Genomic DNA, 24,061 nt, shown 5'->3' on the forward strand with positions numbered 1-24,061 from the left:
TCCCCCGGTTCAAACACCGATTCTGATCGTATCCAACTGACCGAAACCGCCGTGGCTGGCAGGGATGTCTTTCTGGGCGCCGCCGCCCGGACCGCTGTTGCTGGTCCGGGCGAGGCCGGGTTCGGGCGCCGGTGAGGCAAGTGAGAGGCAAGGCGGATGACTTGCAGGAAATAACGGAGGCGTCGGCGCCTTCGGCACACAGGAGAACTGATATGTCGGAAACCAAAACCAATTTCGAACGCGGTCTTGAATTGCGGCGCGTGATGTTCGGCCCGCAAGGCGCGGATGAGCAGATCGACAACGCCTCGGACTATATGGCTCCGATGCAGGACATCGTGACCAGGATCTGCTTCGGCGAGGGCTGGCAGCGCCCGGTCTTTGACAAGAAGACCCGCAGTCTCTTGACGTTGGCGATGTTGACGGCGATGGGGCGCACCCACGAGATCAAGATTCATACGCGCGGAGCGATCTCCAATGGCGCCACGCGGGAGGAGCTCCGCGAGGTTTTTCTGCACTCCTATCTCTATTGCGGTATTCCGCTGATGGTCGACGCGATGCGCGCCAGTGACGAGGTCTTGTCCGAACTGGAGGAGAAATGATGGAGCAGCGTGTCGGCTTTGTCGGCCTGGGCAATATGGGCGAGCCGATGGCGCGCAACATTGCCCGGAAGGGATTTGCCCTGACGATCCATGATGCCGACGCCGACCGCGCCGCGCGGATCGCCCAAGACATCGGCGCGAAGGCGGCTGAAAACCTGACGGCGTTGGGCGAAGCCGCAGACATCGTGGTGACAATGTTGCCAACCGGCGAGATCGTGCGCGCGGTCGCGTTGGAGCAGGGACTTGCGGATGGCCTCGCCGCCGGCAGCCTTGTCATCGACATGTCGTCGTCAGTGCCGATGACAACCGTCGAACTGGGCAAGGCGCTCGCAGAGCGCGGCATTGCGCTGGTCGATGCGCCGGTGTCGGGCGGCGTTCCGCGTGCGGAAGCCGGAACGCTGGCGATCATGGCCGGGGCTTCGGACGCCGGGCATCTGGAGCGCGCGCGACCTGTACTGGAGGCGATGGGCGACAAGATCTTCCCAACCGGACCTCTGGGGACGGGGCATGCCATGAAGGCGCTCAATAATTATTCGGCGGCCGCAGGCTTTGCCGCCGCGAGCGAGGCTCTCATTCTCGGCGAACGCTTCGGCCTCGACCCGAAGACGGCGGTCGAGATCATGAATGTTTCCACCGGGCGTAATTTCTCGACCGAGATGACGATCCCGAGTGAGGTGATCGCCGGAAGGTTCAGTTCCGGCTTCGCGCTGGCCTTGTTGGCCAAGGACGTCGGCATTGCGGCGAAGCTCGCGCAGGAACTGGGCGCCGATCTGCCGCTCGTCGCGCAGACGGACCACTGGTGGAATGCCGCTCTTCAGGCATCGGAAGGCGGAGCCGACCATACGACAGCCTATAGTCACTGGAAAACCAGGGCTTCGTTTCAGAAGCAATGATCAGTATCGCCAAGTCGATATTCGGCATTGGCATTTCTTGGAGGAGGAAAGCATGACATATCAGCCTTTTGCGTGGGCCCGTTTTATCGGTGGCGCGGTTCTGGCGACGGGGCTCGCCACGCCGGCGATGGCCGAGACCCTGCTGATGAACAATTGGCTGCCGCCGACCCATTCGCTGGTCACGCAGGTTTTCGAGCCCTGGGCCGAAGAGGTTGCGCGCGCCACGGGTGGAGACGTGACAATCCGGATGACGGATTCCTCGCTTGGCGCTCCGCCGCGTCAGTTTGACCTGGCCGTCGACGGCATCGCCGATCTGACCTTTGGCGTTACCGGCTATACGCCCGGCCGCTTCCATCTGCCCGCAATTGCGGAATTGCCGCAAGTCGGCTCCCAGGGCGAAGCCCTTTCCGTCGCGCTCTGGCAGGTCTACACGGAGATGTTCGAGGATGTGGGCGAGTTCAGGGACGTCAAGCTTCTCGGCCTGTTCACCAACGGCACGGGTGTGATCATGTCCACCGACAGCACCGGGCCGATTGCGAGCATCGACGACTATCAGGGGCGCAAGTTTCGCGTTGGCGGCGGCGTCGTGCAGGATATCAACCTCGCGCTCGGCGGCGTCAACGTGGCCGCGCCGGCGGGCGAGGTCTATGAAATCCTCGAGCAGGGCGTTGCCGATGGCGTGCTTTTGCCGACCGATGCCTACAAGAGCTTCAGTTTGACGGGGGTGATCGACAACGCCACCACCGTGCCCGGCGGATTTTACACCTCGGCCTGGTTCCTGGTGATGAATCGGGACAAATGGGACCGGCTGTCCGAACAAAACCAGCAGGCCATCATGTCAGTCTCCGGAGAGGCTTTCGCCCGTCTGGCGGGCAGGGCTCAGGATGAGGGGGACCAGGCGGGGTTGGCCCAGATGAACGAAGATGACGTCGAAATCATCGAGGCATCGCCGGCATTCGTTTCCGCCATTCAGGAGCGCGTGGCGCCGATCGAGCAGGACTGGATCAAGACTGCCGACGAACTGGGCGTCGATGGCGCCGAAGCGCTTGCAAAGTTCCGCGCCATCACCGGCAGCATAGAGGGTGCCCAATGACGCATGACTTGCCGGAAGAGGACGGCGAGGCGACGCACACGGACGACCTTTCCGGCCTGACCTGGCTGTGTGACCGCATCGCGGTCACCGTTGCCGGCATCGCGCTTTTGGCCATGATGCTGATGACGCTGGTGGATGTGGTGGGGCGTTACTTTCTGAACGCCCCACTGGGGTTTGCCTTCGAAATGACCCAGATCGGCATGGCGGTGGTGGTGTTTTCGGCGCTGCCATCCGTAACCCTGCATGGCCGCCATGTCAGCGCGGGTCTGTTCGAGGGGTTGTTCAAGGGACGCGCGGCTTTGTTGCGCGACCTGATCTGGTTGGCCGTGATCGCCGCGAGCTGCCTCGGGCTCGCCTGGAGGCTGTCCACTCTCGCGGAACGCTTCGTGCGCTATGGCGACCGCACCTCTGTTCTGGAGCTGCCGATTGGCTGGGTCGCCTGGTTCGGGGTCGCAGCGCTCGGTCTCTCCGCGTTGGCCGCACTGGTTGCCGGCGCCAGCCGCCTGCGCGAGGAATACAACAAATGAGCGCATTGATCGGGTTTGTGGCCCTTTTCGCCCTTCTTTTCACGGGCCTGCCATTGGCGTTCGCCCTCGGGCTTGTCGGGTTTGTGGGGTTTGGCCTGCTGGTCAGCTTCGGCCCGGCAGGCGCGATGGCGGCGCAAGTCACCTGGGACACGCTGAGCAGCTATTCGCTGTCGGTGCTACCGCTGTTCGTGCTGATGGGCAATCTCGTGAACCATTCAGGCCTGTCGCGCGATCTCTATGCTGCCTCGAATGCGATGGTGGGGCACCGCCGCGGCGGACTCGCGATTGCCACCATCCTGGCCTGTGGCGGGTTCTCCGCCGTCTCCGGTTCCAGCCTCGCGACCGCTGCGACGATGTCTTCGATAGCTCTGCCTTCGATGAAAAAATATGGCTATTCCGTGAGCCTGTCGTCAGGCGCGGTCGCGGCAGGCGGGACGCTCGGAATTTTGATACCGCCGTCGGTGATCATGGTCATCTATGGCTCGATGACCGAAACAAGCGTTGGGCAATTGTTCGTCGCCGGCGTCGTGCCGGGCCTGATCGGCATCTTGTTCTACGCCCTTGCCGTGATGATCGTCGTCCGCATCCGTCCGGAAGCAGGGCCGGCCGGACCCCATCTCCACTGGCGTGAGAAAGTGTTACAGATCCGCCGCGTGTGGCTGGTGCTGGCGCTTTTCGCCCTGGTCATCGGCGGCATCTATGGCGGCGTTTTCACCGCGACGGAGGCCGCGGGTATCGGCGCGTCCGGCGCCTTCGCGATCGCACTTGCGAAAGGCGATATCACGTGGAAAACGTTGTTTCGCATCCTGTCGGATACCGTGCGTACATCGGCCATGCTGATGGCCGTGCTTGTCGGCGCGCTGGTGTTCTCGAACTTCATCAACATCGCCGGCGCGCCGCGCGCCATTATCGAGGCGATAGAGGCTTCCGGGCTCGGACCGACAGGCGTCCTTATCGGGCTTATCCTGTTCTACCTCGTACTGGGTTGCGTTTTTGACAGCCTCGCGATGATCCTGCTGACGATCCCGGTGGTCTTCCCACTGGTGCAGCAGTTCGGGTTCGATCCGGTATGGTTCGGCATTCTCGTCGTGGTCGTTGTCGAGATCAGCCTGATAACGCCACCGATCGGCATGAATATCTTCGTCATCCGCTCCCTGAATCCAGGCGTGCCGGTGACGACGATCTTTCGCGGGGTACTTCCGTTCATCGGCGCCGATATTGTCCGGCTTCTATTGATCCTGCTGTTCCCGGCGCTCGTTCTCTATCTCCCGATGCACATGAAATAGGAGCATGTGCGTTGAGCGGCAGATGGATGGGGATTCAGCCGCGTGAAGATGTCGCCCTGCGCGATGCCGAGCGCCCACGGGAGGCCGGTGGCCGCCGCGCTGGCGATCCGGCCGAGGACGCGGGCTATAGCCTATAGCCGCATGCTCACCGGCCCGGCGCATCAGAAGCAGAACCATCAGGCGCTGTCTTGGCGCGCCCGATGGTCCGATCCAAGCGCCTACTGCTTGACTATGCCGTCCGCCCAGTCGGCGATGGCGTCGGCCGTCTCGACGGGTTTGGCGGCGGGCAGGGCGTGGCTCGCCCCGTCGATCACCACGACCGTCACGCGATCGGCGCCCAGTTCGTCGCGCACCTCGTTGCGCGATTCCTCGGGGCGGAACGGGTCAGAGCCGCCCTGCAGGTCGAGGATCGGCGCGGTGCCGCCCGACCAGTAGCTGTCGCGATCGGTCTGCTTGCGCGCCGCGCGCTGGCTCTGGGTGACGTCCTGATGCCAGCCCTCCAGCCATGGCTCGGCGGTTTCCTCGTCGGTGAAGAAGGCCAGCATCAGCCCCTGCATCTTCTGGTCGCGGGTCGAGTTCGGGTCGTTGATCATGGTGATCGCGTCCGACAGTTCCGGCGGCCATGACTTGGCGCCGCCCGCCAGCAGAACGACGCCGCTGACCAGGTCGGGGTGATCTGCGGCAACCGTCTTGGCGATCCACTGGCCGTAGGCATGGCCCGCGACGATCGCCGGCCCGCCTTCCTGTTCGATCACGGCGGCGAAATCATCGCCGAAATCGTGAAAGCTGACGTCCTCCATCTTGCCGTTGCTCTGGCCGATGCCGCGCGGTTCGGGCAGGGCCACCTTGTAGCCGCGTTCGGCCAACCGGTCGGCGAGCGGGGCGAACTCGGCCGAGCCGCGGCCGGTCGAAGCGATCATCACCACCAGCGGTCCATCGCCCCTGACCGAATAGCCGACCTGGTGATCCCCGTTCATGACGGTTTTTTCCTGCATCCCGGCGGCCATCGCGGCTCCTGTCAGCGCGAGGGTCAGTCCCATCGCTGCGAGTATGGTCTTCATGTTTCCTCCTCCAAAGGGTTCCGCCGCAAGGCGCGGCGATCACACAATAAATCAAAAACATGATTTTACAACTTTATAAAGCCTGGACAGCTGCGCCCTCGGCAATCAGCGCGGCGATGCGCCCGTCATCAATGCCCGCCTCGGCCAGGATTTCCCTTGTATGCTGGCCGAGAGCCGGCGGCGGGCTTCGCACTGTCGGATTGCCTTCGGACATCAGGAAGGGCGCCACCGGCACGCGGTATTCCCCGGCGCGACCAAGGGGTTGCGGCAGCGGCTGCAGCACGCCGCGATGGTCCAGTTGCGGGTCGGCGAGGGCCTCCTCCATCGGCCGTACCTTGCCCGCCGGCACGCCATGGCGGCGGAAGAAAGCCTCCCAGTCGGACGCCGTTCGGGTCAGCATCGCTTCGCGCAGCACGGCGGCCTCCTCGGCATGGGCGTCGATCCGGTCGGCATGGGCGGACTTGACCATGTCGGGGCGGCCAAGAGCCAGCCAGAGTCGCTTCTGCTGGCGCATGTTCGCCGCGCCCAGCATCAGCAATCCATCCGCCGTGTCATAGGCGCCGACGCCGGCCACGTTGAAGCGGTTGCCTTCGGGGTGAGGGGCTTTGCCGCCTGCCGTCAGCGCCGTGACATGCGTGCTCATCAGCATCAGCGTGGCATCGAACATGGCAAGATCGATATGCTGGCCGCGTCCCGTGCGCTCGCGATGATAGAGCGCGGCGGTGATGGCAAAGGCGGTCATGTAGCCGGTGGCGTAATCGACCACGGGCGCCCCGGCCCTCAGCGGCCCGGATTCCTCCGTTCCGGTGAGGGCCATCAGCCCGGCGACGGCCTGAAACACGAAATCATAGCCGGTTTCCGGCCCGCGCGGCCCGGTCTGCCCGAAGGCCGAGACGGAGCAATAGACGATGCGCGGATTGATCCGCGCAATATCCTGATAGCCGAGGCCAAGCGCGGCGAGCGCGCCTGGTCGATAGTTCTCGATGAAGACGTCCGCGTCCTTCAGAAGCGCCTTGAGCGCCTCCTGGCCGCCGGCGGTCTTCAGATCCAGGGCGGCGGACCGCTTGTTGGCGCCCTGGGCCAGATAGGTCGTGCCCATTCCGGCCGCGCTCAATTCCCTGTCAGGCCCTTGCAGACGAACCTGATCGGGGTCGCCGGGCCGGTCTATCTTGATCACATCGGCGCCCATGACGGCCATCTGATAGGCCGCGAACGGACCTGCTAGCACATGGGTGGCGTCGATCACCCGCAGTCTTTCGAAGGGCATCATCGCGGTCTCCTCCTGTTTGTCGGTACCAGCTTGCCCCATCGATTAGAGCTATACAACTAGCTTAATGTAATTTAGGTTCCGTTTCGATGAAATGAACAGGGAGAAACGCCATGCCGACAGATCAGCAGGACAAGCCGCGCGTGGAGATGCGGATGGTCGATGGCGTGGCCGTTCTGACGATCCGCAATCCGCCGGTCAATGCTGGGTCTCACGCCGTTCGCAAGGGTCTGGCGGACGGGCTTGCCGAAGCGGCGCGCAACGGCGCAAGCGGCGCGGTGATCATCGGCGACGGGCGCTGCTTCATCGCTGGTTCCGATTTGAAGGAGTTCGACAAGAAGCTGGAATGGCCCGAACTGCCCGACGTGATCCGTCTGGTCGAGGATGCGCCCTTTCCCGTGGTGGCGGCCATGCATGGCGTTGCGCTGGGCGGCGGGCTGGAGCTTGCGCTCGGTTGCGATTACCGGCTGGCCGCGCCGCACACGATGGTTGGCCTTCCCGAAGTGGGCCTCGGTTTCGTGCCGGGCGCGGGCGGCACGCAGCGCCTGCCGCGGCTGACGGGGCTTGCCCGCGCGATCGATCTGATCTCAGCCGCCCGCCGCATTCCGGCGGATGACGCCGCGGCCATCGGTCTCGTCGATCGCGTGGTCGAGGGTGATCTTCTTTCGGGCGCCTTGGCCTTCCTGACCGAGTCTGCCCGGCCCAAACGCGCAGCGCTGGCAATGTCGCCGCCGACGGACGACCCGGCCGCGGTGGACGCGGCGGCGGACAAGGCGCTCAGTCGCGGCAAGGGCCGTCCCAACGTCGCCGAGGCGATCCGGCTCATCCGCCGCGCCGCCGAGGCGGATGGACGTGACGCACTGGCGGACGAGCGTGCGGTCTTCCAGCGTCTGCGCGTGGCCGAGGATGCAACCGCGCTCAGGCATCTGTTCTTCTCCGAGCGTCGCGCCGGCGTGGTGGACGGTCTGGACATGGGGCTTGCGCGCGCGATCGGGTCGGTCGGCGTGATCGGCGGCGGCACAATGGGGCAGGGGATTGTCCGCTGCTTCCTCGCCGCCGGCCTGCCGGTCATTCTGGTCGAACGCGATGAAGATAGTCTGGCCAATGCCATAGCCGCGGTTCGCACGAGCCTTGACGCGGCGGTCGAAAAGGGCCGGCTGCCGCCAGACGAGGCCGCGCGCCGGAAGGCCGCCCTTACCGGCGCGACGGATTTCGCGGCGCTGTCGGGTTGCGACCTTGCGATCGAGGCTGTGTTCGAGGATATGGCGGTCAAGCGCGACGTTCTCGGACGGCTCGAGCGCGTTCTGGCTCCCGATGCGATGCTTGCCACCAACACCTCCTATCTGGATATCGACGCGATGGCCGAAGGGCTCGCGCACAAGGGCCACGTGGCCGGGCTGCATTTCTTCAGTCCCGCCGATGTGATGCCGCTCATCGAGGTGGTGCGCGCACATGCCACCGACGACGCCACGCTTGCGACCGCGCTGAAGCTGGCGCGCAAGCTCGGCAAACAACCGGTGGTCGCGCGCGTGGCCGAGGGGTTCATCGGCAATCGCATCTACGCCGCCTATCGGCGTCGCGCCGAATTGCTGGTGCTGGATGGCGCAACGCCGCAACAGGTGGACCGGGCCGCGACAGCTTTCGGCTTTGCCATGGGTCCGTTTGCCGTTGCCGACATGTCGGGCCTCGACATCGCCTGGGCGATGCGCAAGCGGCAGGCGCCGACGCGCGACCCTGCGGCGCGCTATGTCACGATTCCTGATACGCTCTGCGAGATGGGGCGGCTTGGCCGCAAGACCAAAGGCGGGTGGTATGATTATCCCGACGGCAGGCCCGTAACCTCCGATCAGGTTGCACGCGTGATCGCCGAGGCGCGGCAGGCAGCCGGCATCGCGCCCGCCGAAATCGAGGAAGACGCCATTCAGCGACAACTCCTCGCCGCCATCGTTAACGAGGCTGCGCTTCTTCTGGCCGAAGGCGTGGCGCAGCGTCCATCGGATGTGGATGTGACGCTCTGCAACGGCTATGGATTTCCGCGCTTTCGCGGCGGTCCGCTCTGGTGGGCCGCCCATCAGGATCGCGCCGTCATCGCCGGCGATCAGGCGCGGCTGGCAGAGGCGATCGGCCACGGCTTCGCCGCCGGTCCCGTGGACAAGGTGCTGGACGATATCGTTGAAGAACGGAAAGGCTGACCTTCATGAAGCATGTGATGAAACTGCATTGGTCGCCGCGCTCGCCCTTCGTGCGCAAGGTCATGATCGTGCTGCACGAAACGGGGCAGCTGGACCAGGTCGAACAGGTCCGCTCCGTCGTTGCCATGCATCTGCCGCCCAATGCCGCGGTCATGGCCGACAATCCTCTCGGCAAGATCCCGACGCTGGTCATCGAGGATGGCACCGCGCTGTTCGACAGCCGCGTGATCTGTGAATATCTCGATCACCGTGCGGGCGGCAGCCTCCTGGGGGACAGACGCTTTGTGCAATTGCGCTGGCAGGCTCTGGGCGACGGGCTGATCGATCTGCTGCTCTTGTGGCGCACGGAACTCTCCCGTCCCTCCGGTCCCTGGGATGCGGTGACCGAGGGCTGGCGCGCCAAGGCGCGCGCCGCCATGGCCACGCTTGAGGCCGAGACCCCGGCGCTGGCGACAACCCCCTTCGGCCTGGGCCATGTCGCAATCGTTTGTGCCCTGGGGCAGCTCGATTTCCGCTGGAGCGACGCGAACTGGCGCGATCATTTCCCGCAACTTGCAGAGCTGGAGGCGGGTTGGGGCGCGCGTTCGTCGGTCGCAGCCACGGCGATCGTGGATGACGCGCCGGACGGCGCCGACGTGACCGCCGGGAAACTGCGCTTCGATGGTTAAGGCCCTGCGATCGCAACTTGTATCAAAAGCCTAGCTTAGCCCTTTATGACACTGCGCCGGACGGCTAAGGTGAAAAACGAAAAAAGGACGAAGGTGCAGACTATGACTTCGATGACGAACGCGACGGCAATAGCGCTGCAGAAGAGCAATGTCTCGCGCTACATCCAATTGGCAGGCCTGTTCCGACGACGGATCGAGACGGGCGAATGGGACATCGGCGCGAAAATTCCAACCGTCAAGGAACTGGCCGAGCAATGCGGCGTCGCCACCATGACCATCCGGCAGGCGCTGGATATCATCGAGGGCGAGGGCCTGATCGAGCGCTATCGCGCCAAGGGTACCTTCGTCGTCGAGCGTCCGAACCGCGACCTGTGGTGCGAGGTCAAGACCGACTGGTCCGGTCTGCTGATCGCGCGCGACAATGCGACAATCGACATTCTGGGCGATGAGCGCGGCGTCATGTTGCCCCGTCGCGAGAGCGATATCGGCAGGCCGGCGCCGTCATACCGGCATTTGAAGCGACGTCACAGTCGCGCCGGCGCGCCCTTCATGATCGGCGATGTCTATGTCGACGAGCGCATTTCGCCGCTGATACCGGATGAATCCTACTCGCGCATCACCGCCATGCGGATCGCCCACGACCTTCCCGGCCACACGATCGAGGATGCCGTCCAGATCGTCACCATCGGCTCCGCCGATCTCGAGACCGCGACGGAGCTGAACGTTTCGATCGGCGACCCCATCGCCAAGGTCCAGCGTATCGCCGTCGACCAGCACGGCGACATTGTTCTGCTGGCCAACGGCATCTATCGCGGCGACATGATGAAGATCGAGGTCAAGCTGCGCTGATCAATCCTTGAAAACCGGCGGGCGCTTCTCGTGGAAGGCGGCCATCGCCTCGGCGGTGTCGTCAGAGGTCGACAGCGCCTTTGTCTGGGTCTGCTCGAACCGATAGGCGTCGTAGATCGACATGCCCTCGGTTACCTGAAACGAGCGCTTGGCCGCGCGCACGGCGGAGGGGCTGGCCTTCGCGATGTCGGCGGCGATGCCCATGGCAGTCTCCATCAACTCCTGGGGCGTGGTGCATGCGGAGACAACGTTCATGCGCAGCAGGTCGGGCCCGTAAATGCGCCGTGCCGTCATGATCAGCAGCCGCGCGTCGCTCTCGCCGAAATGGCGGCGTACGTGGGCGACCCCGCCCGCAAGGCCGACATTCACCTCGGTCATCTGCAGGAAGCCTTTTTCCGAGGTCACGATGATATCGCAGCAGAGCGCGGTCACGCAGCCGGCGCCGATGGCCGCGCCGTTGACGGCGGCGATGATCGGCTTGGGGCATTCCAGCAGGCAGTCGAAGCTTGTCCGGACGCGGCGGTTGTGGGCGGTGTAATGTCCCGGCTCCTGGGTCGGACGCTCGGAGAGGTCCGCGCCGGCGGAAAAAGCCTTGCCCTCACCGGTCAGGACGATCACGCGCACGTCGGGCCGGTCGCCGAGGCTGTCCACCACCTCGGCCAGTTCCTCGCGAAAGCGGTTGTTCTGGGCATTCACCGGCGGGCGGGCGATGGTGATGGTGGCGATGTGGTCCGCCACCGCCAGCCTCAGGGTTACATGGCTCATGGTTTGATCTTTCCGTCAGGGCCCAGGAGGGGCCGTGTCATGGTAAACGAACGCGGCGGGACCGTGTATTCCATATAGCCCATCCGACCGAGCGGCTGCAGCAGTTCGACATCGACAAGCCCGTCATCGCTGAGCACGCTTTCGTCGATATGGATGCCGACCACCTCGCCGATGACGATGCGGTTGGTACATTCGGCTCCGGTCGAGGGCGTCAGCGTCAGCGTCTGCGACACGATGCATTCCACCGACACGGGCGATTGTGCCACGCGGGGGCAGGGGATGTTTTCGCAGGGCACGGCCGTCAGCCCGGCCTCGACGAATTCGTCCACGCCCTCGGGCCATGTGGCGGAGCTCAGGTTCATCGCCTCGCGCAGCGGGTAGGTTGCGATATTGACGCAGAAATAGCCCGTCGCCTCCGCGTTGGTATAGCTGTGCTTGGGGCTGTCGGAGGAAAACATCACGAAAGGCGGTTTGCCTGAAATCGCGTTGAAGCAGCTATAGGGCGAAAGGTTGGCCACGCCCGATGGCGACAGGGTCGAGATCCAGCCGATGGGCCGCGGCACGATCAGGGCCAGCCACGGATTGTGCGGCAGGCCGTGGGGCTGATGGCGGGGATCGTAGAACATCAGGTCTCCTTCGCCGGAGGCATGGTGAAGAGCTGGCCGCGGGGACCGTCAAGGGGCGCGTCCATGCCGACGGGCAGGGGAACCCGATGGACGTTCAGCGTCATTGCCACCATTGAATAATAGCCGATCACCGCCGTCAGTTCGACCGCGCCCATCTCTCCCCAGCGGACAAGAATGGCGTCATAGGCCGTGTCCTCGACATTGCCGGTCTGCAGCAGTTGGCGGGCGAATTCATAGACCTCGCGGGCCGCGTCGTCGTCGCCGAAATCGGGGGAATCCCCATCGCGGATCGCCTGCATGTAAGCCTGGGGCAGTCCGGCGCGCTCGGCGTCGCCGGCGTGAATGCCCCATTCCAGATCGCTGTTCCAGCGCCGCGCGGTCACCAGGATCGCCAGTTCGTTGAGATGCGTGGGGATAGACGTCTCGAACCGGAGCACCTGGCCCAGACGTTGCCAGCGGTCGGCGAGCGCCGGATTGTGCAGCGCCGCGCGCAGCGGACCAACCAGCGTCCCCCTTGGGCCGGAGACGATCTGCTCGTAGACCTGGCGCTGTTCTGCCGTCATCGTATCGGGCGTGGGGAAGCTGATCCGGCCTCCGTTGGTGCGGGTCGGCGTGGTCTGGTCGTTCATGCTGTTGTCTCCAGTCCCAGCGCGCGCAGAACGTCGTCCGTGTGTTCGCCGAGGAGCGGTGGGGCCTTGTCGAAGGACAGAGGCGCGTTGCGGAAATTCAGGGGGCTGACGACCTGTTTCAGATCTCCGCTCAATGGATGCGGGATGTCGCGCAACATCTTTCGGTGCTGAACCTGCGGTTCCTCGAAGACGCGATCCACGGTGTTGATCGGTCCGGAGGGGACGCCGGCCCTGGCGAAGGCCGCAACCCAGTGATCGACGCCATTCTTCGCCAGCGCCTCAAACAGGATCGCCTCCAGTGCGGGCAGGTTCTCCACCCGGCCGGGATTGGTGGCGAAATCGGGATTGTCGGCCAGTTCCGGCATGCCGATCACCTCGGCGAATTTGCGGAACTGTCCGTCATTGCCGACGGCCAGCACGATGTGTCCGTCGGCCACCGGATAGACATTCTGGGGCTGGATGTTCGGATGCCGGTTGCCGCGCCTGACCGGCGGGGTGCCCGAGACCAGATAGTTCATCGCCTGATTGGCGAGCATCGCCACCGAGACGTCCAGCATGGCGAGGTCGATATGATCGCCCTTGCCGGTTTTCTCGCGATTGGCGAGCGCCGCCAGCACCCCGATCGTGGCATACATGCCGGTCATAATGTCGACGATCGGGACGCCCACCTTCTGCGGGCCGCCGCCGGGCGCATCGTCGGGCGCGCCGGTTACGCTCATCAGCCCGCCCATGGCCTGGATCATGAAGTCGTATGCGGCATCGTCCTTCATCGGCCCGGTAAGGCCGAACCCGGTGATCGAGCAATAGATCAGGCGCGGGTTTACCCGCTGCAGATCCTCATAGCCCAGGCCCATCCGCTCCAGCGTTCCGGCCTTGAAATTCTCAAGCACGATATCGGACCGGGCGGCGAGTGCGCGCACGGCGGCGCGGCCCTCTTCCGATTTCAGGTCCAGCGCGACCGAGCGCTTGCCGCGATTGACCGAAAGGTAATAGCCCGATTCCTTGGTCGGCTTTCCGTCCTTGTCCTTCAGGAAGGGCGGGCCCCAGCGGCGGGTGTCGTCGCCTTCGCCCGCGCGCTCGATCTTGATGACGTCGGCGCCCAGATCGGCCAGGATCTGGCCGCTCCACGGCCCCGCCATGATACGGCTGAGATCGAGGACGCGGATATGGGACAGCGGTCCTGGCATCAGGCTTGCTCCTTCGTGGTCGGGTAGTTCTGGTCGAGAAAGGCCAGCAGGGCGTCGTTGAAGGCCTCGGGGTTCTGGAAGTTGGGCAGATGGCCCGCGCCGGGTATGATCGCGATCCGCGCGCCGGGGATGCCGCCGAACTGTTTCGACACCGCGTCGGGCATGGCGCCGTCATCGGCGCCGGCGACGCCCAGCACCGGGCAGGCGAGTGCAGTGGTCTGGTCATAATCCGAAAGCGCATATGTCGCGGCCGCAAAGCCCGCGACGCTGGTTCCTGCGATGATCGCGCGAAGACGGGCGCTGAGGGCGCTGTCCTCGCTCTCGCCGGGCAGCCAGCGCGGCGCGGTGGAAGCGGCGATCGCTTCCATGCCGTCGCGTAGCGCCGTTTCGCGCCGCTCGGTCCAGAAGGCCGCGCGGCCGGCGGCGCTGCGCATCACGCCATCGACGGCCACGAAGGCTGCAAAGCGGTCGGGCGCTGCAGCAAGTGCGGCGAGCGCCGTGGGGCAGCCCATCGACAGGCCGACGACGGCGGCGCGGTCCGCGCCGGCCGCATCCATGACCGCCAGCAGGTCGGCGCCGTAGCGGGCGAAATCCATCGCGCCCGCGCTCGCCTCCGACGCGCCATGCCCGCGCTGGTCGTAGCGCAACACGCGATACCGGTCCGAAAGCGCATCGGCCTGGGCGTCCCAGATCGACATGTCGGTGAGCACGGAATTGGCGAAGACGACGCAGGGCGCGCCCTCGGGGCCGTCGATACGGGCATGAAGCGTGATGCCATCGGGCAGGGGAACGGATAGAGCGGTCATGCGGCAATCTCCTTCTTGCGCGTCAGCAGGCCATGGCCCATGACCAGCGCCAGCGCGGCGAACCCGATCAGGTCGGACATGCGTTCCGGCACCAGCAGGCACAACCCGCCGATCAGAAGGACCACCGCTTCCCACCCCCTGGCGGAGCGGTTCAGGACGTAGATCCAGCGTTCCGACGCGGCCGACAGCATCAGGATCGAGACGATGGCCGTGCCGACCGCCATCGCGACATGCAACGCATCGCCCTCGAGGATCAGGTTCGGGTTCAGCACGAACAGGAAGGGCAGCACGAACAGCAGCGCGCCAAGCCGCATCGCGGTCACGCCGGTCTGCATCGCGGGCGCCTTGGCGATCGAGGCGGCGGCGACGGCGGCCATGGCCACCGGCGGCGTGATATAGGACAGCATTGCCCAATAGAGGATGAAGAGATGAGCGGCCATCTGGCTGAATCCCGCCTCCGTCAGCGCCGGGGCGAGGACCACGGCCAGGAAGATATAGCAGGCCGAAACCGTCATCCCCATGCCGAGGATAAAGCTGGTGGCCGCGCCGAAGAGCAGCAGAAGATAGGGATTGCCGCCGGCATATTGCAGCAGTTCGCGGCTGAAGGCATTGCCGACCCCGGTGATCGCCAACGATCCCACGACCATGCCGACGCCCGCCAGCACGCCGACCAGCATGCCGATGGTCGTCCCGACCTCGAGGATCATGGTGACGATCGGCTTGCCGATGCCCTCCTTGCGGGCGCGCCACAGCGCGGTCAGGACCAGCAGCACGGTGATGTAGAAGGGAGCCTTCGCCTCGGCATTGGTGGCGAGCAGCAGCCAGACCAGCGCAATGAGCGAGACGAGGTAGATCCAGCCCGAGCGCAGCACCAGCCACAGCTTCGGCAACTGGTCGCGCGGAAGCCCCTTCAGCCCGTTGCGGGCCGCATAGCAATCCGTCTGGATCAGCAGCACCAGATAGAACAGCAGCGCAGGCACAGTCGCCGCGACCATGATATCGGCATAGGGCACGTTCATGAACGACGCCATGACGAAGGCGACCGAGCCCATGACCGGCGGCATCAGCGCGCCACCAGTCGAGGCGCAGGATTCCACCGCGCCCGCATAGGTCGCGGGATAGCCGCATTTCTTCATGGTCGGGATGGTCATCGAACCGGTCGAGATCACGTTCGAGATCACGCTGCCCGACAGCGACCCGAAGAAGCCGGAGGACAGGATCGCGACCTTTGCCGGCCCGCCGCGCGCATGGCCCATGAGCGCGCTCGCAAGATCCATGAAAAAGGCGCCGCCGCCCGAAACGGTAAGCGCCACGCCGAACAGGATGAAGCCGATCAGAAGGTCAGCGATCACCCGCAGAGGGATGCCGATAATGCTCTCCACGCCCAGCGAATGACTGAGCACCGTCTCGCTGAAGCTCATCTGCGCGCCCCACAGGAAGCCCGGCATATGGCCGGTATAAAGGGGGAACGTCGCGAAGATCGCGCAGATGATGAGCAGCGGCAGGCCGGCGCAGCGGCGCACGGCTTCCAATGACAGAAGCACGAGGCACGTGGCCATCACGATCACATAGGTCGGGGCTTCGAATTCCCAGCCCTGATAGAGGATGGCGTCGGTCCGGGTCGAGAAGAAGATGCAGATGCCGAAGGCCGCCACCGCCAGCACCCAGTCGTACCAGCGCACCCGGCTCGCATCGGCCTGGCGCGCCGGCGTGCCGAGAAACGCCACCGGCATGAACAGGCCCAGCACGATGTAATAATAGGCCGTGCTGATCGGCCGCCAGCCCAGGATTTGCAGGTTGAAGATCTGGTTGACGATGATGGCGATGCCCACGGTGGACAGCGCCATGACGGCGAACCATGCAGCGCCCGAGATGCGCTGGGCCTCCTGCTGCCAGAACCTGGCCGCCCCGGGAGCGTTCGGAATGATCTGAGAAGACATGGGCCTTATCCTGTCGGCAGGGCGCGAGGCTGAATTGCCGGGCGCGGCGCAAACGGCCGCGCCCGAGCAGGATTACTGTGCGTTTTCAGTGCGATACTGTTCCCAGAATGCAACCCAACCGTCCGAAGAGATTCCCTGCTCCTTGGCGGCTTTGGTCGCGGCGGCCCACATTTCCTTGTTCTTTTCGATCTCGGCAATGCGCTGGTCGTTCCAGGCCTGGTCGGCTTCCGTCCAGATGCCGCGCTCCTTGAGATATTTGATCGCGCCGGGGTGGAAGGGTGCGCCGGACGGCGTCCGGCCGGACTCTTCCAGCTTCCAGTTGGCCATCACGGCATTGGCGTCCTTGTAGTCCGGATAGGCCTGGTCCAGCGCCTTCAGAAGACTGTAGACCTCGTCCTCGTCGGTGCTGGCAAGCGTCGTCAGTTGCGGATAGCTGTAGCCCAGCAGTTCGGCCGGGTTTTCCTCGGAAATGCCGGCGCCCTTGGTCATGGTGATCGGCTGGAACAGGCTTGCCCGCGTGGTCACGCGCTTCCAGCCCTCGGCATCGTCGGCGGACATGTCCAGCCAGTGGAACCCGCGCCCGGCTTCGGCTTCACGTAGTGCCGCCACGGTGGTGGTGACCGGAACGACGTCAACCTCGCCGGCGACGAAGGCCGACATCATCGCGCCGTAGCCGGGATACATCACCTTGTTCACATCGTCCGGCGTCAGGCCGGCGAAGGCCAGTGCGGCCTCGGTGTTCATCGTGGTCGAGGGGCTGGCCTCGACGAATCCGACGCTGGCGCCCTTGAGGTCGGCCATGGTTTCGACATCGGTGTCGTTGCCGGCGACAAGGCCGACGGCGGCGGGACGGCCCATCAGCACGCGCAGGTCCTGCGGGCCCCAGTCGGCGGCGGCGAACTCATAGGTCCCATCCGAAGCGAACAGGATCTCATTGCCCATGAAACCGAAATTCGCGCGGCCGCGCACCAGCGGCAGCAAGCGACCGATGGCCGTTCCCGAAGGCGTCAGCCGCACGGCTGTGCCGAATTTCTTGTCCAGCGCGTCGGCCATGGCCGAGGCCTCGACATAGCCGGTCGAGCCGAGATCGTAGGACGTCCAGATCATCGTCTTGGGCAGCGTTACATCGTCCTGGGCAAAGGCCGCCGGGGCGGTCAGCATGGCAACGGCCACGACCGCGCCCTTCATGAGGTTTGAATGAAACATGCGAAATCCTCCCTTGGTATCCGTTTTCCGGAAAAATAACCGCGGCCTCCACGCCCCGATAATGTCCACCATGGCTCTTATGAGCTTAAAAGTCAATTCTATGATTTAATGAAGCCGTGTGGTTCAGTTCGGCAGGCCCAGCACGGCCTTCGACAGAACATTGCGCATGATTTCGGTCGAGCCGCCGAAGATCGTGATCGGGCGCGCCGACAGATAGGTGGCCGCCGCATGCAGACGACGATCGCCTTCCGGCGGATGCGACAGGCCAGCCTCGGGGCCGGCGATCTCCATGATCAGCTCCGAGATGCGCTGGTACAGCTCGGACTGGAATATCTTCAGCATGGCGACGTCCGCGCCGATCTCCTGTCCGTCTTTCAGGCGGTCCATATAGGTCTGGAACAGGTCGCCCAGATCGCGCATGTCGCATTCCAGCGCGACGTAGCAGTCACGGAAGACCGGGTCGCTCCAGATGCCGTTGCGCTTCGCCAGATGGGCGAGCCTTGCCAGCGCGCTTGCCGAAAGACGGGGCGCGCCGATGAAGACCCGCTCGTGCCCGAGCAGCGCCTTGGCGGCGGTCCATCCTTCGTTGACGCCGCCGACGATGTGGTCCAGCGGCACGCGGACATCGTCGAAGAACACTTCGCAGAATTCGGCCTCGCCGGCGAGGTTCTCGATATTGCGGGTGGTGACGCCGGGCGCGTCCATCGGCACCAGAAGAAAGCTGATTCCGGCCTGTTTCTTCACGGTCTTGTCGGTGCGGGCGAGAATGAAGATCCAGTTGGCATCCATGCCGAGCGTGGTCCAGGTCTTCTGGCCGTTGATGACCCACTCATTGCCGTCGCGCACCGCCTCGCAGCGCACCGCCGCAAGGTCCGATCCCGCGCCCGGCTCGGAATAGCCCTGCGCCCAGATGTCCTGGCCCGAGAGGATGCGCGGCAGGTAGTGCGCCTTCTGCTCTTCGGTTCCGTATTTCAGCAGCAGCGGCCCAAGCATGACCGGGCCGATATCGTGGACGCGGGCCGCGCCGAAGCGCTCCAGTTCCTCAATCATGATCAGGTGCTTGCCCGCGGAAAGACCCATGCCGCCATGTTCGACAGGCCATGTCGGGCACAGGAAGCCGCGCCGGGACAGGGCCATGTACCACGGCTTCACCTCGTCCCAGTGCAGGCGCTCCAGCGGAAAGCGGGGAATGTCGGGATATTCGGCCTCGACGAAATCGCGGATCATGGCGCGGAAATCGGCGTCCGGCATGGCGTTGTAATCGGTGCTCATGCGGCATCCTCCAGAGTGCGGGCGAGCCGGGCGCGCACCGCAATGGGCGCGCCGAAAAGATTGGCGTCGGTCATGGCGCGGCGGACGAACAGGCCGATATCGGCCTCGTCGGTAATGCCCATGGCGCCGTGCATCTGCACCGCCTCGCGCGCGACCAGCATCACGGTTTCGGCCGCGCGCAGCTTGCAGCGGTCGGCATCGCGGGCACGGCTGGCGATATCCGCGCCGGTATCGAAGCGGGCGGCCGTCGCCATCACGGCGGCGCGCAATAGCTCGATCCGGATCTTGATCTCGGTGGCGCGATGCTGCAGGGCCTGAAAGCTGCCGATGGGACGTCCGAATTGTTCGCGGACCTTCAGATAATCGAGCGTGATGGCGAACGCCCGGTCCGACAGGCCGAGCAGATAGGCCGAATGCATCAGCACCGCGTCTTGAATAACTGTCGCGGCCTGCGGACAGGGAATCAGCTCGGCGGCCACCTTGTCGAGGCGGAGCGTGGCAATCCGTCCGCCATCCAGCGTGTCGGCGGCGGTGATCGTGACGCCCGGCGCATCGCGCGGCACGACGGCGACGCCCGCCCCGGTCAGCACGGCGAAGAAATCCGCATCATCCGGTACGGCGATCTTGACGCCGTGCAGCCGTCCGTCGGCCGCGCCGCCCTCGAACCGCAGCGAAGCCGCATCGTCCTGCCACGCCGTTACCATGACCTTTGCGCCGGTTGCGGCCTCTTCGGGGAAGGCTTCGCCCAGAAGCGCTGCCGCCATGATCGTAGAGCCGATGGGTTCAGGCGTGAGCCCGCCGCCCAGCACCTGCATCAGTTCGCAGGCCTCGCGCATGCCCAACCCGAGTCCGCCGGCTTCCTCCGGAACGCGCATGAGGAACAGGCCCAGTTCGCCCGCCTTTGCCACCATGGCGCGGTCTATGCCCTTGCCGCGCGCGGCGCGGACACGGTTGAGATCGCCGTCGGCGGGCACGATGGCGCGCGCGCTGTCCACGATCATCCGGGCGTTTTCCATCCAGTCTTCCATTGTCGGACTCCCTTTATGCAATCGCGCCGGTGCCGCGCAGTTCGGCGATGCGCTCCTCGGTCAGTCCGATCTCCCGCAGCACTTCGTCTGTATGTTCTGCCAGAAGCGGCGGAGGCCTTGTGGCGGCCACCGGGTCGCCCGAGAATCGTACGGGGTTCGCGATGTAATTGACGCGGCCCGCGTTCGGATGGTCGAGCTGGCGCACCAGTTCGCGCGCCTTCACCTGCGGCATCTGCAGCGTGTCCTCGAAGCTGTTGAGCGGCCCCGCCGGAATGCCGATTGCCTCCAACTCGGCATAGGTGGCGTCGGCGTTCCTGGCGGCCAGTTTTTCCGCGATCAGCGGGACCAGCGTGTCGGCGTTCTGCACCCTTGCGAGGTTGGTGGCGTAGCGTTCGTCATCGGCCACGCCCTCCAGCCCCAGATAGTCTGCGAAGCGGCGGAACTGCGGATCATTGCCGATGGCGATCATGATCGGCCGGTCGGCGCAGTCGAAGGCCTGCCAGGGGCAGGTGATCTGCGAGGCGGTGCCGTTCCGGCGCGGCAGCTTGCCGGAGGACAGGTAGTTCATCGCCATATGGGAGGCGGCGTGGATCTGCGTGTCGAGCAGCGCGATATCGATGAACTGCCCTTCGCCTGAAACGGCATCGCGATGGTTCAGCGCCGCAAGGATCGCAGCGACCGCATATTGCCCCGCCGTGATATCCGAGATCGAGTAGCCGACCAGCGCCGGTTCGTCCTCGGACGAGCCGGTGATCGAAAGAAGTCCGCTCATCGCCTGGAAGATCGGATCATAACCGGGAAGATGCGCCATCGGTCCCGTCTGTCCGAAGCCGGTGATCGAGCAATAGACCAGGCGGGGGTTGAGGCTTGCAACCGTCTCATAGTCCAGCCCCATGCGCGCCAGCGTGCCGGTCTTGAAGTTCTCGATCAGCACATCGGCCTTCTCGATCAGCTCTCGCGCGATCTCCCGCCCCTCCGGCGATTTCAGGTCCAGCGCGACCGAGCGCTTTCCACGGTTCATCGCAAGAAAGCTCGAGGTTTCACCCGTCGGCGCGCCATCGGCATTCAGGTGAGGGACGCCCATGCGCCTGACGTCGTCGCCGCCCTTGACGTGTTCCAGCTTGATCACGTCGGCTCCGAAATCGGCCAGCATCTGCCCGGCCCAGGGGCCGGCGAAAACGCGGCTGAGGTCGATAACCCTGATATGATCCAGACATCCGGCCATGGTATCCTCCCTTTCTCAACGCGAGGGGAAAATGCCAGCAGCGCGACGTTTGCGCAATCAAAAAATCTTAAATATGCTTTTTTAATCTTTTATAGAGTTCACGGTCAGGTAGGCTTGAATGATCGTTGTCGAAACACCGATTGCGCTGACGCGGCACAGCGGTCAGGAACTTGGGGTAACCTCCTGGTTTGAAGTAAGGCAGGAGCAGATCGACGCCTTTGCGGAGCTGACGGGCGACGATCACTGGATTCATGTCGATGTCGAGCGCGCTGCCCGCGAAAGTCCCGATGGCAGGACCATCGCGCACGGCCTTTATACTCTCTCCCTTATACCGAGACTGCAGCGGCAATTGTTCCGCATCGAGCAGCGGGGGGCAGGACTGAACTACGGTTATGACAGGATACGTTTTCTCGCCCCCGTTCCAGTCGGCTCCGCACTGCACTTGCGCCAATCGGTGGGGGCGGTCGCGCCGCGCGGCAGCGGCGCGCGGATCGAGCTGCGGTCCGCGATCGACATCAAGGGTGCAGACAAGCCCGCCCTGATTGCCGATGGCATTCTGCTGATTGCCGCAGCGTGACCTTCAGCGCCCCAGCGGCGGACCTTGTAGAATCGAACTGACTGTCGCCAACTTGACACAAAAGTCGCGACCTCATAAGCTGGGTCTGTGCGAAGGTGCACATTAAATCCAAAAGCGACGTCGCTGGACATCCCGTCTCGTGTGCGTCGTTTTGTACTTATTAGGTGCATATGATCGGGTGTTCGGCTCTAATCCAGAGAACGGGAACCCATCATGAAATCTCTCTCATTCATTCGATACGGTGTTGCGGCCATTGCGGTTATGGTCGCGCAAGGCGCATCTGCGGAAACAAAGATCGGCGCGATCTTCGATCTGACCGGCGGCCTGAACATCTATGGCATCCAGCAGATGAATGCCCTCCAGCTTGCCGTCGAGGACATCAATGCCAGGGGCGGGGTTCTGGGCGAACCGGTTGAGGTTGTCTCCTATGACGCACAGTCGGAACAGTCGAAATACACTCAATACGCCAATACCGCGATCCTCAGGGACCGCGTCGACGCGCTTTTCGCCGGTCTGACCAGCTCATCGCGCGAGGCTATCCGCCCGATCATCCGCAAGGCCGATATCCCTTATTTCTATCCCTCTCTCTATGAAGGCGGCGCCTGCGACAAGCAAACCTTCGTCACCGGGCCTTCCGCCTCGCAGCAGCTTTCCGTGCTGATCGACTGGGCCGTCGAGACTTACGGCAAGAAGATATTCATCATGGCGCCTGACTACAATTTCGGGACCATCTCCGCGCATTGGGTCCACGAATATGCCAGACAGCTTGGCGCGGAGGTGGTTGGCGAAGATATTCTCGCGCTGACCGTCACAGACTACGCGCCGACCATCCAGAAAATCCAGGCCGCGAAGCCCGATTTCGTGGTGGCGCTACCCGTTGGCGCAAACCAGACCGGCTTTCTCGAACAATTCGCCGCAGCCGGCCTGAAGGACAGTATCGGCGTCGTCTCGACGAATTACGGTTCCGGCAACCAGCAGGTCGTCGTTTCGCCGGCTGCTGGCGAGGGGCTGATTGCCAATCAGGGCTATTTCCAGGTCGTCGACAATTCCGCCAATGCGGATTTCGTGAAACTCTGGACGGCGAGATACGGCAATGATGAGCCCATCATCTCGGAGGCGGTGGATACGTGGAATGCCGTTCAGCTTTGGGCCGCCGCCGTCGAGAAGGCGGGAACGAGCGACACCGACGCGGTTGTCGCCGCGCTGGAGAGCGGCCTGAGTCTTGAGGCCCCCAATGGCACGGTGATGCTCGAACCCGGCTCGCACCATCTGCGCCAGAATATCTACATCGTCGAAGGCGACGCGAACCACGACTTCACGGTTCTTGAAACCTTCGAGGGCGTGGCGCCGGTCTATGAAAACGAAAAATGCGATCTGATCGCAAACCCCGACCTGGTCGAGCACTTCTCGCCTGAAGGCAACTGATCGACGCGACGCGCGGCGGGCGGGAAGGGAAGCATCTCTCCCGCCCGACAGGCCCAGACCTCGGGAGAATTCCATGAGTATAGTCTATCTGGCGACGGTTTTGCTGTCGTCGCTTTCAAGCGCATCCATCCTGCTTATCGCGACCATCGGCCTTGCGGTGGTGTTCGGATTGATGGGGGTCATCAATCTGGCCCATGGGGAATTCCTCATGATCGGGGCCTATTCGGCTTTGACGGCGACACAGATGGGCGTTCCGTTCATCCTGTCGATCCCGATAGCGGTCGCCGTCACGATGGCGATCGGCGCCGTGGTCGAAATCCTGATCATCAACCGGCTCTATGGCCGGATTTTCGATACGATGCTGGCGACCTGGGGCATTTCGATCGTCTTTTATCAGCTGGCCGTGCTGATCTTCGGAACGGTGACGCCCGGCATCGGCATGCCGCAGTACAGTATCAGGATCGGCGATTACAGTCTTGCCGGCTATCCGCTGCTGATGATCGGCGTCGCTGCGCTGATGGGTTTGTTCGTCTACGTGCTGATGACCCAGACCGTCTATGGCATGAAGGCGCGCGCCTCGATCCAGCAGCCGGAAATGGCGCGCGCCATCGGCATTGAAGCAGCGCGGGTGAACACGCTGACATTCTCGATTGGATGCGGCCTTGCCGGCTTTGCGGGCGCTGTGCTTCTGCCGATCGTTCCCGCCACGCCCTCCATGGGCTTCGCCTTCGTCATCAAGGCGTTCCTGACCGTCGTCGTCGCCGGTCCGGTCACGCTGACGGGGTCCGTCCTGACCGCGATCGGTCTTGGCGGCGGCGCGTCGATCACGGCCAGTTTCCTCACTTCGGTTGCTGGCGACATCTTCTTCTTCCTGATCACCGCCGCTCTGCTCTGGCTGTTCCCGCTCGGGATCTCGGCCACGTGGCGTCGCAAGCTATGA

At 64.2% G+C, this 24,061-nt stretch carries 23 protein-coding genes; 11 read left to right on the plus strand and 12 right to left on the minus strand.

Annotated elements, in window-relative coordinates; all coding sequences use genetic code 11:
* The first annotated feature begins 212 nt into the window (after window positions 1-212).
* From K7H91_RS14635 to K7H91_RS14655, 5 genes are read left to right on the plus strand one after another with little or no spacing between them, the layout of a single operon-like run.
* Window positions 213-599 (plus strand): carboxymuconolactone decarboxylase family protein, encoded by a 387-nt coding sequence (locus tag K7H91_RS14635; RefSeq protein ID WP_230721005.1) that lies wholly within the window; start codon window positions 213-215, stop codon window positions 597-599.
* The gene (locus K7H91_RS14640) at window positions 596-1,492 is read left to right on the plus strand and encodes an NAD(P)-dependent oxidoreductase (protein WP_230721006.1); all 897 of its coding nucleotides are present in this window, start codon (window positions 596-598) and stop codon (window positions 1,490-1,492) included. Before K7H91_RS14635 ends, K7H91_RS14640 begins: the two co-directional genes overlap by 4 nt.
* A gap of 52 nt (window positions 1,493-1,544) precedes the next feature.
* The gene (locus K7H91_RS14645; protein WP_230721007.1) at window positions 1,545-2,585 is read left to right on the plus strand and encodes a TRAP transporter substrate-binding protein; all 1,041 of its coding nucleotides are present in this window, start codon (window positions 1,545-1,547) and stop codon (window positions 2,583-2,585) included.
* Window positions 2,582-3,112, plus strand: a complete 531-nt coding sequence (locus tag K7H91_RS14650) for a TRAP transporter small permease (protein WP_230721008.1) — start codon at window positions 2,582-2,584, stop codon at window positions 3,110-3,112. Before K7H91_RS14645 ends, K7H91_RS14650 begins: the two co-directional genes overlap by 4 nt.
* Window positions 3,109-4,398 (plus strand): TRAP transporter large permease, encoded by a 1,290-nt coding sequence (locus tag K7H91_RS14655; protein ID WP_230721009.1) that lies wholly within the window; start codon window positions 3,109-3,111, stop codon window positions 4,396-4,398. Before K7H91_RS14650 ends, K7H91_RS14655 begins: the two co-directional genes overlap by 4 nt.
* Before the next feature lie 218 nt (window positions 4,399-4,616).
* Here the strand turns inward: K7H91_RS14655 and K7H91_RS14660 are convergent, their stop codons facing one another.
* Both K7H91_RS14660 and K7H91_RS14665 read right to left on the minus strand, forming a co-directional pair.
* Window positions 4,617-5,459, minus strand: coding sequence for an alpha/beta fold hydrolase (locus K7H91_RS14660; protein WP_230721010.1), 843 nt, complete (start codon window positions 5,457-5,459; stop codon window positions 4,617-4,619).
* A gap of 73 nt (window positions 5,460-5,532) precedes the next feature.
* Complete coding sequence (locus K7H91_RS14665; RefSeq protein WP_230721011.1) at window positions 5,533-6,729, minus strand: CaiB/BaiF CoA transferase family protein; 1,197 nt, start codon at window positions 6,727-6,729, stop codon at window positions 5,533-5,535.
* Window positions 6,730-6,839: 110 nt separating this feature from the next.
* On the opposite strand from K7H91_RS14665, the gene K7H91_RS14670 reads away from it, so the two are divergent.
* From K7H91_RS14670 to K7H91_RS14680, 3 genes are all read left to right on the plus strand, one after another.
* Window positions 6,840-8,918 (plus strand): 3-hydroxyacyl-CoA dehydrogenase NAD-binding domain-containing protein, encoded by a 2,079-nt coding sequence (locus K7H91_RS14670; RefSeq protein WP_230721012.1) that lies wholly within the window; start codon window positions 6,840-6,842, stop codon window positions 8,916-8,918.
* A gap of 17 nt (window positions 8,919-8,935) precedes the next feature.
* A complete protein-coding gene (locus tag K7H91_RS14675) occupies window positions 8,936-9,586 on the plus strand; it encodes a glutathione S-transferase (RefSeq protein WP_230721013.1) in 651 nt (216 codons plus the stop codon).
* 102 nt (window positions 9,587-9,688) lie between these two features.
* Window positions 9,689-10,435: a GntR family transcriptional regulator gene (locus tag K7H91_RS14680; protein ID WP_018064576.1), complete on the plus strand. Its 747-nt coding sequence runs from the start codon at window positions 9,689-9,691 to the stop codon at window positions 10,433-10,435.
* Here K7H91_RS14680 and K7H91_RS14685 read toward each other — a convergent pair whose 3' ends face one another.
* The 10 genes from K7H91_RS14685 to K7H91_RS14730 form a co-directional block, all read right to left on the minus strand.
* Window positions 10,436-11,200: an enoyl-CoA hydratase/isomerase family protein gene (locus K7H91_RS14685; RefSeq protein ID WP_230721014.1), complete on the minus strand. Its 765-nt coding sequence runs from the start codon at window positions 11,198-11,200 to the stop codon at window positions 10,436-10,438.
* Window positions 11,197-11,826: a flavin reductase family protein gene (locus K7H91_RS14690; RefSeq protein WP_230721015.1), complete on the minus strand. Its 630-nt coding sequence runs from the start codon at window positions 11,824-11,826 to the stop codon at window positions 11,197-11,199. Before K7H91_RS14690 ends, K7H91_RS14685 begins: the two co-directional genes overlap by 4 nt.
* Window positions 11,826-12,455 (minus strand): carboxymuconolactone decarboxylase family protein, encoded by a 630-nt coding sequence (locus K7H91_RS14695; protein ID WP_230721016.1) that lies wholly within the window; start codon window positions 12,453-12,455, stop codon window positions 11,826-11,828. Before K7H91_RS14695 ends, K7H91_RS14690 begins: the two co-directional genes overlap by 1 nt.
* Window positions 12,452-13,642: a CaiB/BaiF CoA transferase family protein gene (locus K7H91_RS14700; protein ID WP_230721017.1), complete on the minus strand. Its 1,191-nt coding sequence runs from the start codon at window positions 13,640-13,642 to the stop codon at window positions 12,452-12,454. Before K7H91_RS14700 ends, K7H91_RS14695 begins: the two co-directional genes overlap by 4 nt.
* Entirely contained in the window at window positions 13,642-14,448 is an 807-nt protein-coding gene (locus K7H91_RS14705) for an alpha/beta fold hydrolase (protein WP_230721018.1), read from the minus strand. The genes K7H91_RS14700 and K7H91_RS14705 overlap by 1 nt, the downstream gene beginning before the upstream one ends.
* Complete coding sequence (locus tag K7H91_RS14710; RefSeq protein ID WP_230721019.1) at window positions 14,445-16,388, minus strand: TRAP transporter permease; 1,944 nt, start codon at window positions 16,386-16,388, stop codon at window positions 14,445-14,447. The genes K7H91_RS14705 and K7H91_RS14710 overlap by 4 nt, the downstream gene beginning before the upstream one ends.
* A 72-nt stretch (window positions 16,389-16,460) precedes the next feature.
* On the minus strand, window positions 16,461-17,594 hold the full coding sequence (locus K7H91_RS14715) for a TAXI family TRAP transporter solute-binding subunit (protein ID WP_230721020.1): 1,134 nt from the start codon (window positions 17,592-17,594) through the stop codon (window positions 16,461-16,463).
* A 123-nt stretch (window positions 17,595-17,717) separates the two neighbouring features.
* The gene (locus K7H91_RS14720; protein ID WP_230721021.1) at window positions 17,718-18,866 is read right to left on the minus strand and encodes an acyl-CoA dehydrogenase family protein; all 1,149 of its coding nucleotides are present in this window, start codon (window positions 18,864-18,866) and stop codon (window positions 17,718-17,720) included.
* Complete coding sequence (locus tag K7H91_RS14725) at window positions 18,863-19,894, minus strand: acyl-CoA dehydrogenase family protein (protein ID WP_230721022.1); 1,032 nt, start codon at window positions 19,892-19,894, stop codon at window positions 18,863-18,865. The genes K7H91_RS14720 and K7H91_RS14725 overlap by 4 nt, the downstream gene beginning before the upstream one ends.
* Before the next feature lie 13 nt (window positions 19,895-19,907).
* On the minus strand, window positions 19,908-21,119 hold the full coding sequence (locus K7H91_RS14730) for a CaiB/BaiF CoA transferase family protein (RefSeq protein WP_230721023.1): 1,212 nt from the start codon (window positions 21,117-21,119) through the stop codon (window positions 19,908-19,910).
* Window positions 21,120-21,237: 118 nt separating this feature from the next.
* On the opposite strand from K7H91_RS14730, the gene K7H91_RS14735 reads away from it, so the two are divergent.
* The 3 genes from K7H91_RS14735 to K7H91_RS14745 all read left to right on the plus strand — a co-directional run bounded on the left by K7H91_RS14735 (window position 21,238) and on the right by K7H91_RS14745 (window position 24,061).
* Window positions 21,238-21,696, plus strand: coding sequence for a MaoC family dehydratase (locus K7H91_RS14735; RefSeq protein WP_230721024.1), 459 nt, complete (start codon window positions 21,238-21,240; stop codon window positions 21,694-21,696).
* 213 nt (window positions 21,697-21,909) lie between these two features.
* Complete coding sequence (locus tag K7H91_RS14740) at window positions 21,910-23,121, plus strand: ABC transporter substrate-binding protein (protein ID WP_230721025.1); 1,212 nt, start codon at window positions 21,910-21,912, stop codon at window positions 23,119-23,121.
* Window positions 23,122-23,194: 73 nt separating this feature from the next.
* Window positions 23,195-24,061: a branched-chain amino acid ABC transporter permease gene (locus K7H91_RS14745; RefSeq protein ID WP_230721026.1), complete on the plus strand. Its 867-nt coding sequence runs from the start codon at window positions 23,195-23,197 to the stop codon at window positions 24,059-24,061.

Origin of the sequence: Martelella mediterranea, from assembly GCF_021021415.1 — a bacterium.
Classification (GTDB): domain Bacteria; phylum Pseudomonadota; class Alphaproteobacteria; order Rhizobiales; family Rhizobiaceae; genus Martelella; species Martelella mediterranea_C.

Excerpts from the sequence above, each read along its gene's own strand:
- K7H91_RS14635 (WP_230721005.1), top strand. The coding sequence starts at position 213 with ATGTCGGAAACCAAAACCAATTTCGAACGCGGTCTTGAATTGCGGCGC.
- K7H91_RS14640 (WP_230721006.1), top strand. The coding sequence starts at position 596 with ATGATGGAGCAGCGTGTCGGCTTTGTCGGCCTGGGCAATATGGGCGAG.
- K7H91_RS14645 (WP_230721007.1), top strand. The coding sequence starts at position 1,545 with ATGACATATCAGCCTTTTGCGTGGGCCCGTTTTATCGGTGGCGCGGTT.
- K7H91_RS14650 (WP_230721008.1), top strand. The coding sequence starts at position 2,582 with ATGACGCATGACTTGCCGGAAGAGGACGGCGAGGCGACGCACACGGAC.
- K7H91_RS14655 (WP_230721009.1), top strand. The coding sequence starts at position 3,109 with ATGAGCGCATTGATCGGGTTTGTGGCCCTTTTCGCCCTTCTTTTCACG.
- K7H91_RS14660 (WP_230721010.1), bottom strand. The coding sequence starts at position 5,459 with ATGAAGACCATACTCGCAGCGATGGGACTGACCCTCGCGCTGACAGGA.
- K7H91_RS14665 (WP_230721011.1), bottom strand. The coding sequence starts at position 6,729 with ATGATGCCCTTCGAAAGACTGCGGGTGATCGACGCCACCCATGTGCTA.
- K7H91_RS14670 (WP_230721012.1), top strand. The coding sequence starts at position 6,840 with ATGCCGACAGATCAGCAGGACAAGCCGCGCGTGGAGATGCGGATGGTC.
- K7H91_RS14675 (WP_230721013.1), top strand. The coding sequence starts at position 8,936 with ATGAAACTGCATTGGTCGCCGCGCTCGCCCTTCGTGCGCAAGGTCATG.
- K7H91_RS14680 (WP_018064576.1), top strand. The coding sequence starts at position 9,689 with ATGACTTCGATGACGAACGCGACGGCAATAGCGCTGCAGAAGAGCAAT.
- K7H91_RS14685 (WP_230721014.1), bottom strand. The coding sequence starts at position 11,200 with ATGAGCCATGTAACCCTGAGGCTGGCGGTGGCGGACCACATCGCCACC.
- K7H91_RS14690 (WP_230721015.1), bottom strand. The coding sequence starts at position 11,826 with ATGTTCTACGATCCCCGCCATCAGCCCCACGGCCTGCCGCACAATCCG.
- K7H91_RS14695 (WP_230721016.1), bottom strand. The coding sequence starts at position 12,455 with ATGAACGACCAGACCACGCCGACCCGCACCAACGGAGGCCGGATCAGC.
- K7H91_RS14700 (WP_230721017.1), bottom strand. The coding sequence starts at position 13,642 with ATGCCAGGACCGCTGTCCCATATCCGCGTCCTCGATCTCAGCCGTATC.
- K7H91_RS14705 (WP_230721018.1), bottom strand. The coding sequence starts at position 14,448 with ATGACCGCTCTATCCGTTCCCCTGCCCGATGGCATCACGCTTCATGCC.
- K7H91_RS14710 (WP_230721019.1), bottom strand. The coding sequence starts at position 16,388 with ATGTCTTCTCAGATCATTCCGAACGCTCCCGGGGCGGCCAGGTTCTGG.
- K7H91_RS14715 (WP_230721020.1), bottom strand. The coding sequence starts at position 17,594 with ATGTTTCATTCAAACCTCATGAAGGGCGCGGTCGTGGCCGTTGCCATG.
- K7H91_RS14720 (WP_230721021.1), bottom strand. The coding sequence starts at position 18,866 with ATGAGCACCGATTACAACGCCATGCCGGACGCCGATTTCCGCGCCATG.
- K7H91_RS14725 (WP_230721022.1), bottom strand. The coding sequence starts at position 19,894 with ATGGAAGACTGGATGGAAAACGCCCGGATGATCGTGGACAGCGCGCGC.
- K7H91_RS14730 (WP_230721023.1), bottom strand. The coding sequence starts at position 21,119 with ATGGCCGGATGTCTGGATCATATCAGGGTTATCGACCTCAGCCGCGTT.
- K7H91_RS14735 (WP_230721024.1), top strand. The coding sequence starts at position 21,238 with ATGATCGTTGTCGAAACACCGATTGCGCTGACGCGGCACAGCGGTCAG.
- K7H91_RS14740 (WP_230721025.1), top strand. The coding sequence starts at position 21,910 with ATGAAATCTCTCTCATTCATTCGATACGGTGTTGCGGCCATTGCGGTT.
- K7H91_RS14745 (WP_230721026.1), top strand. The coding sequence starts at position 23,195 with ATGAGTATAGTCTATCTGGCGACGGTTTTGCTGTCGTCGCTTTCAAGC.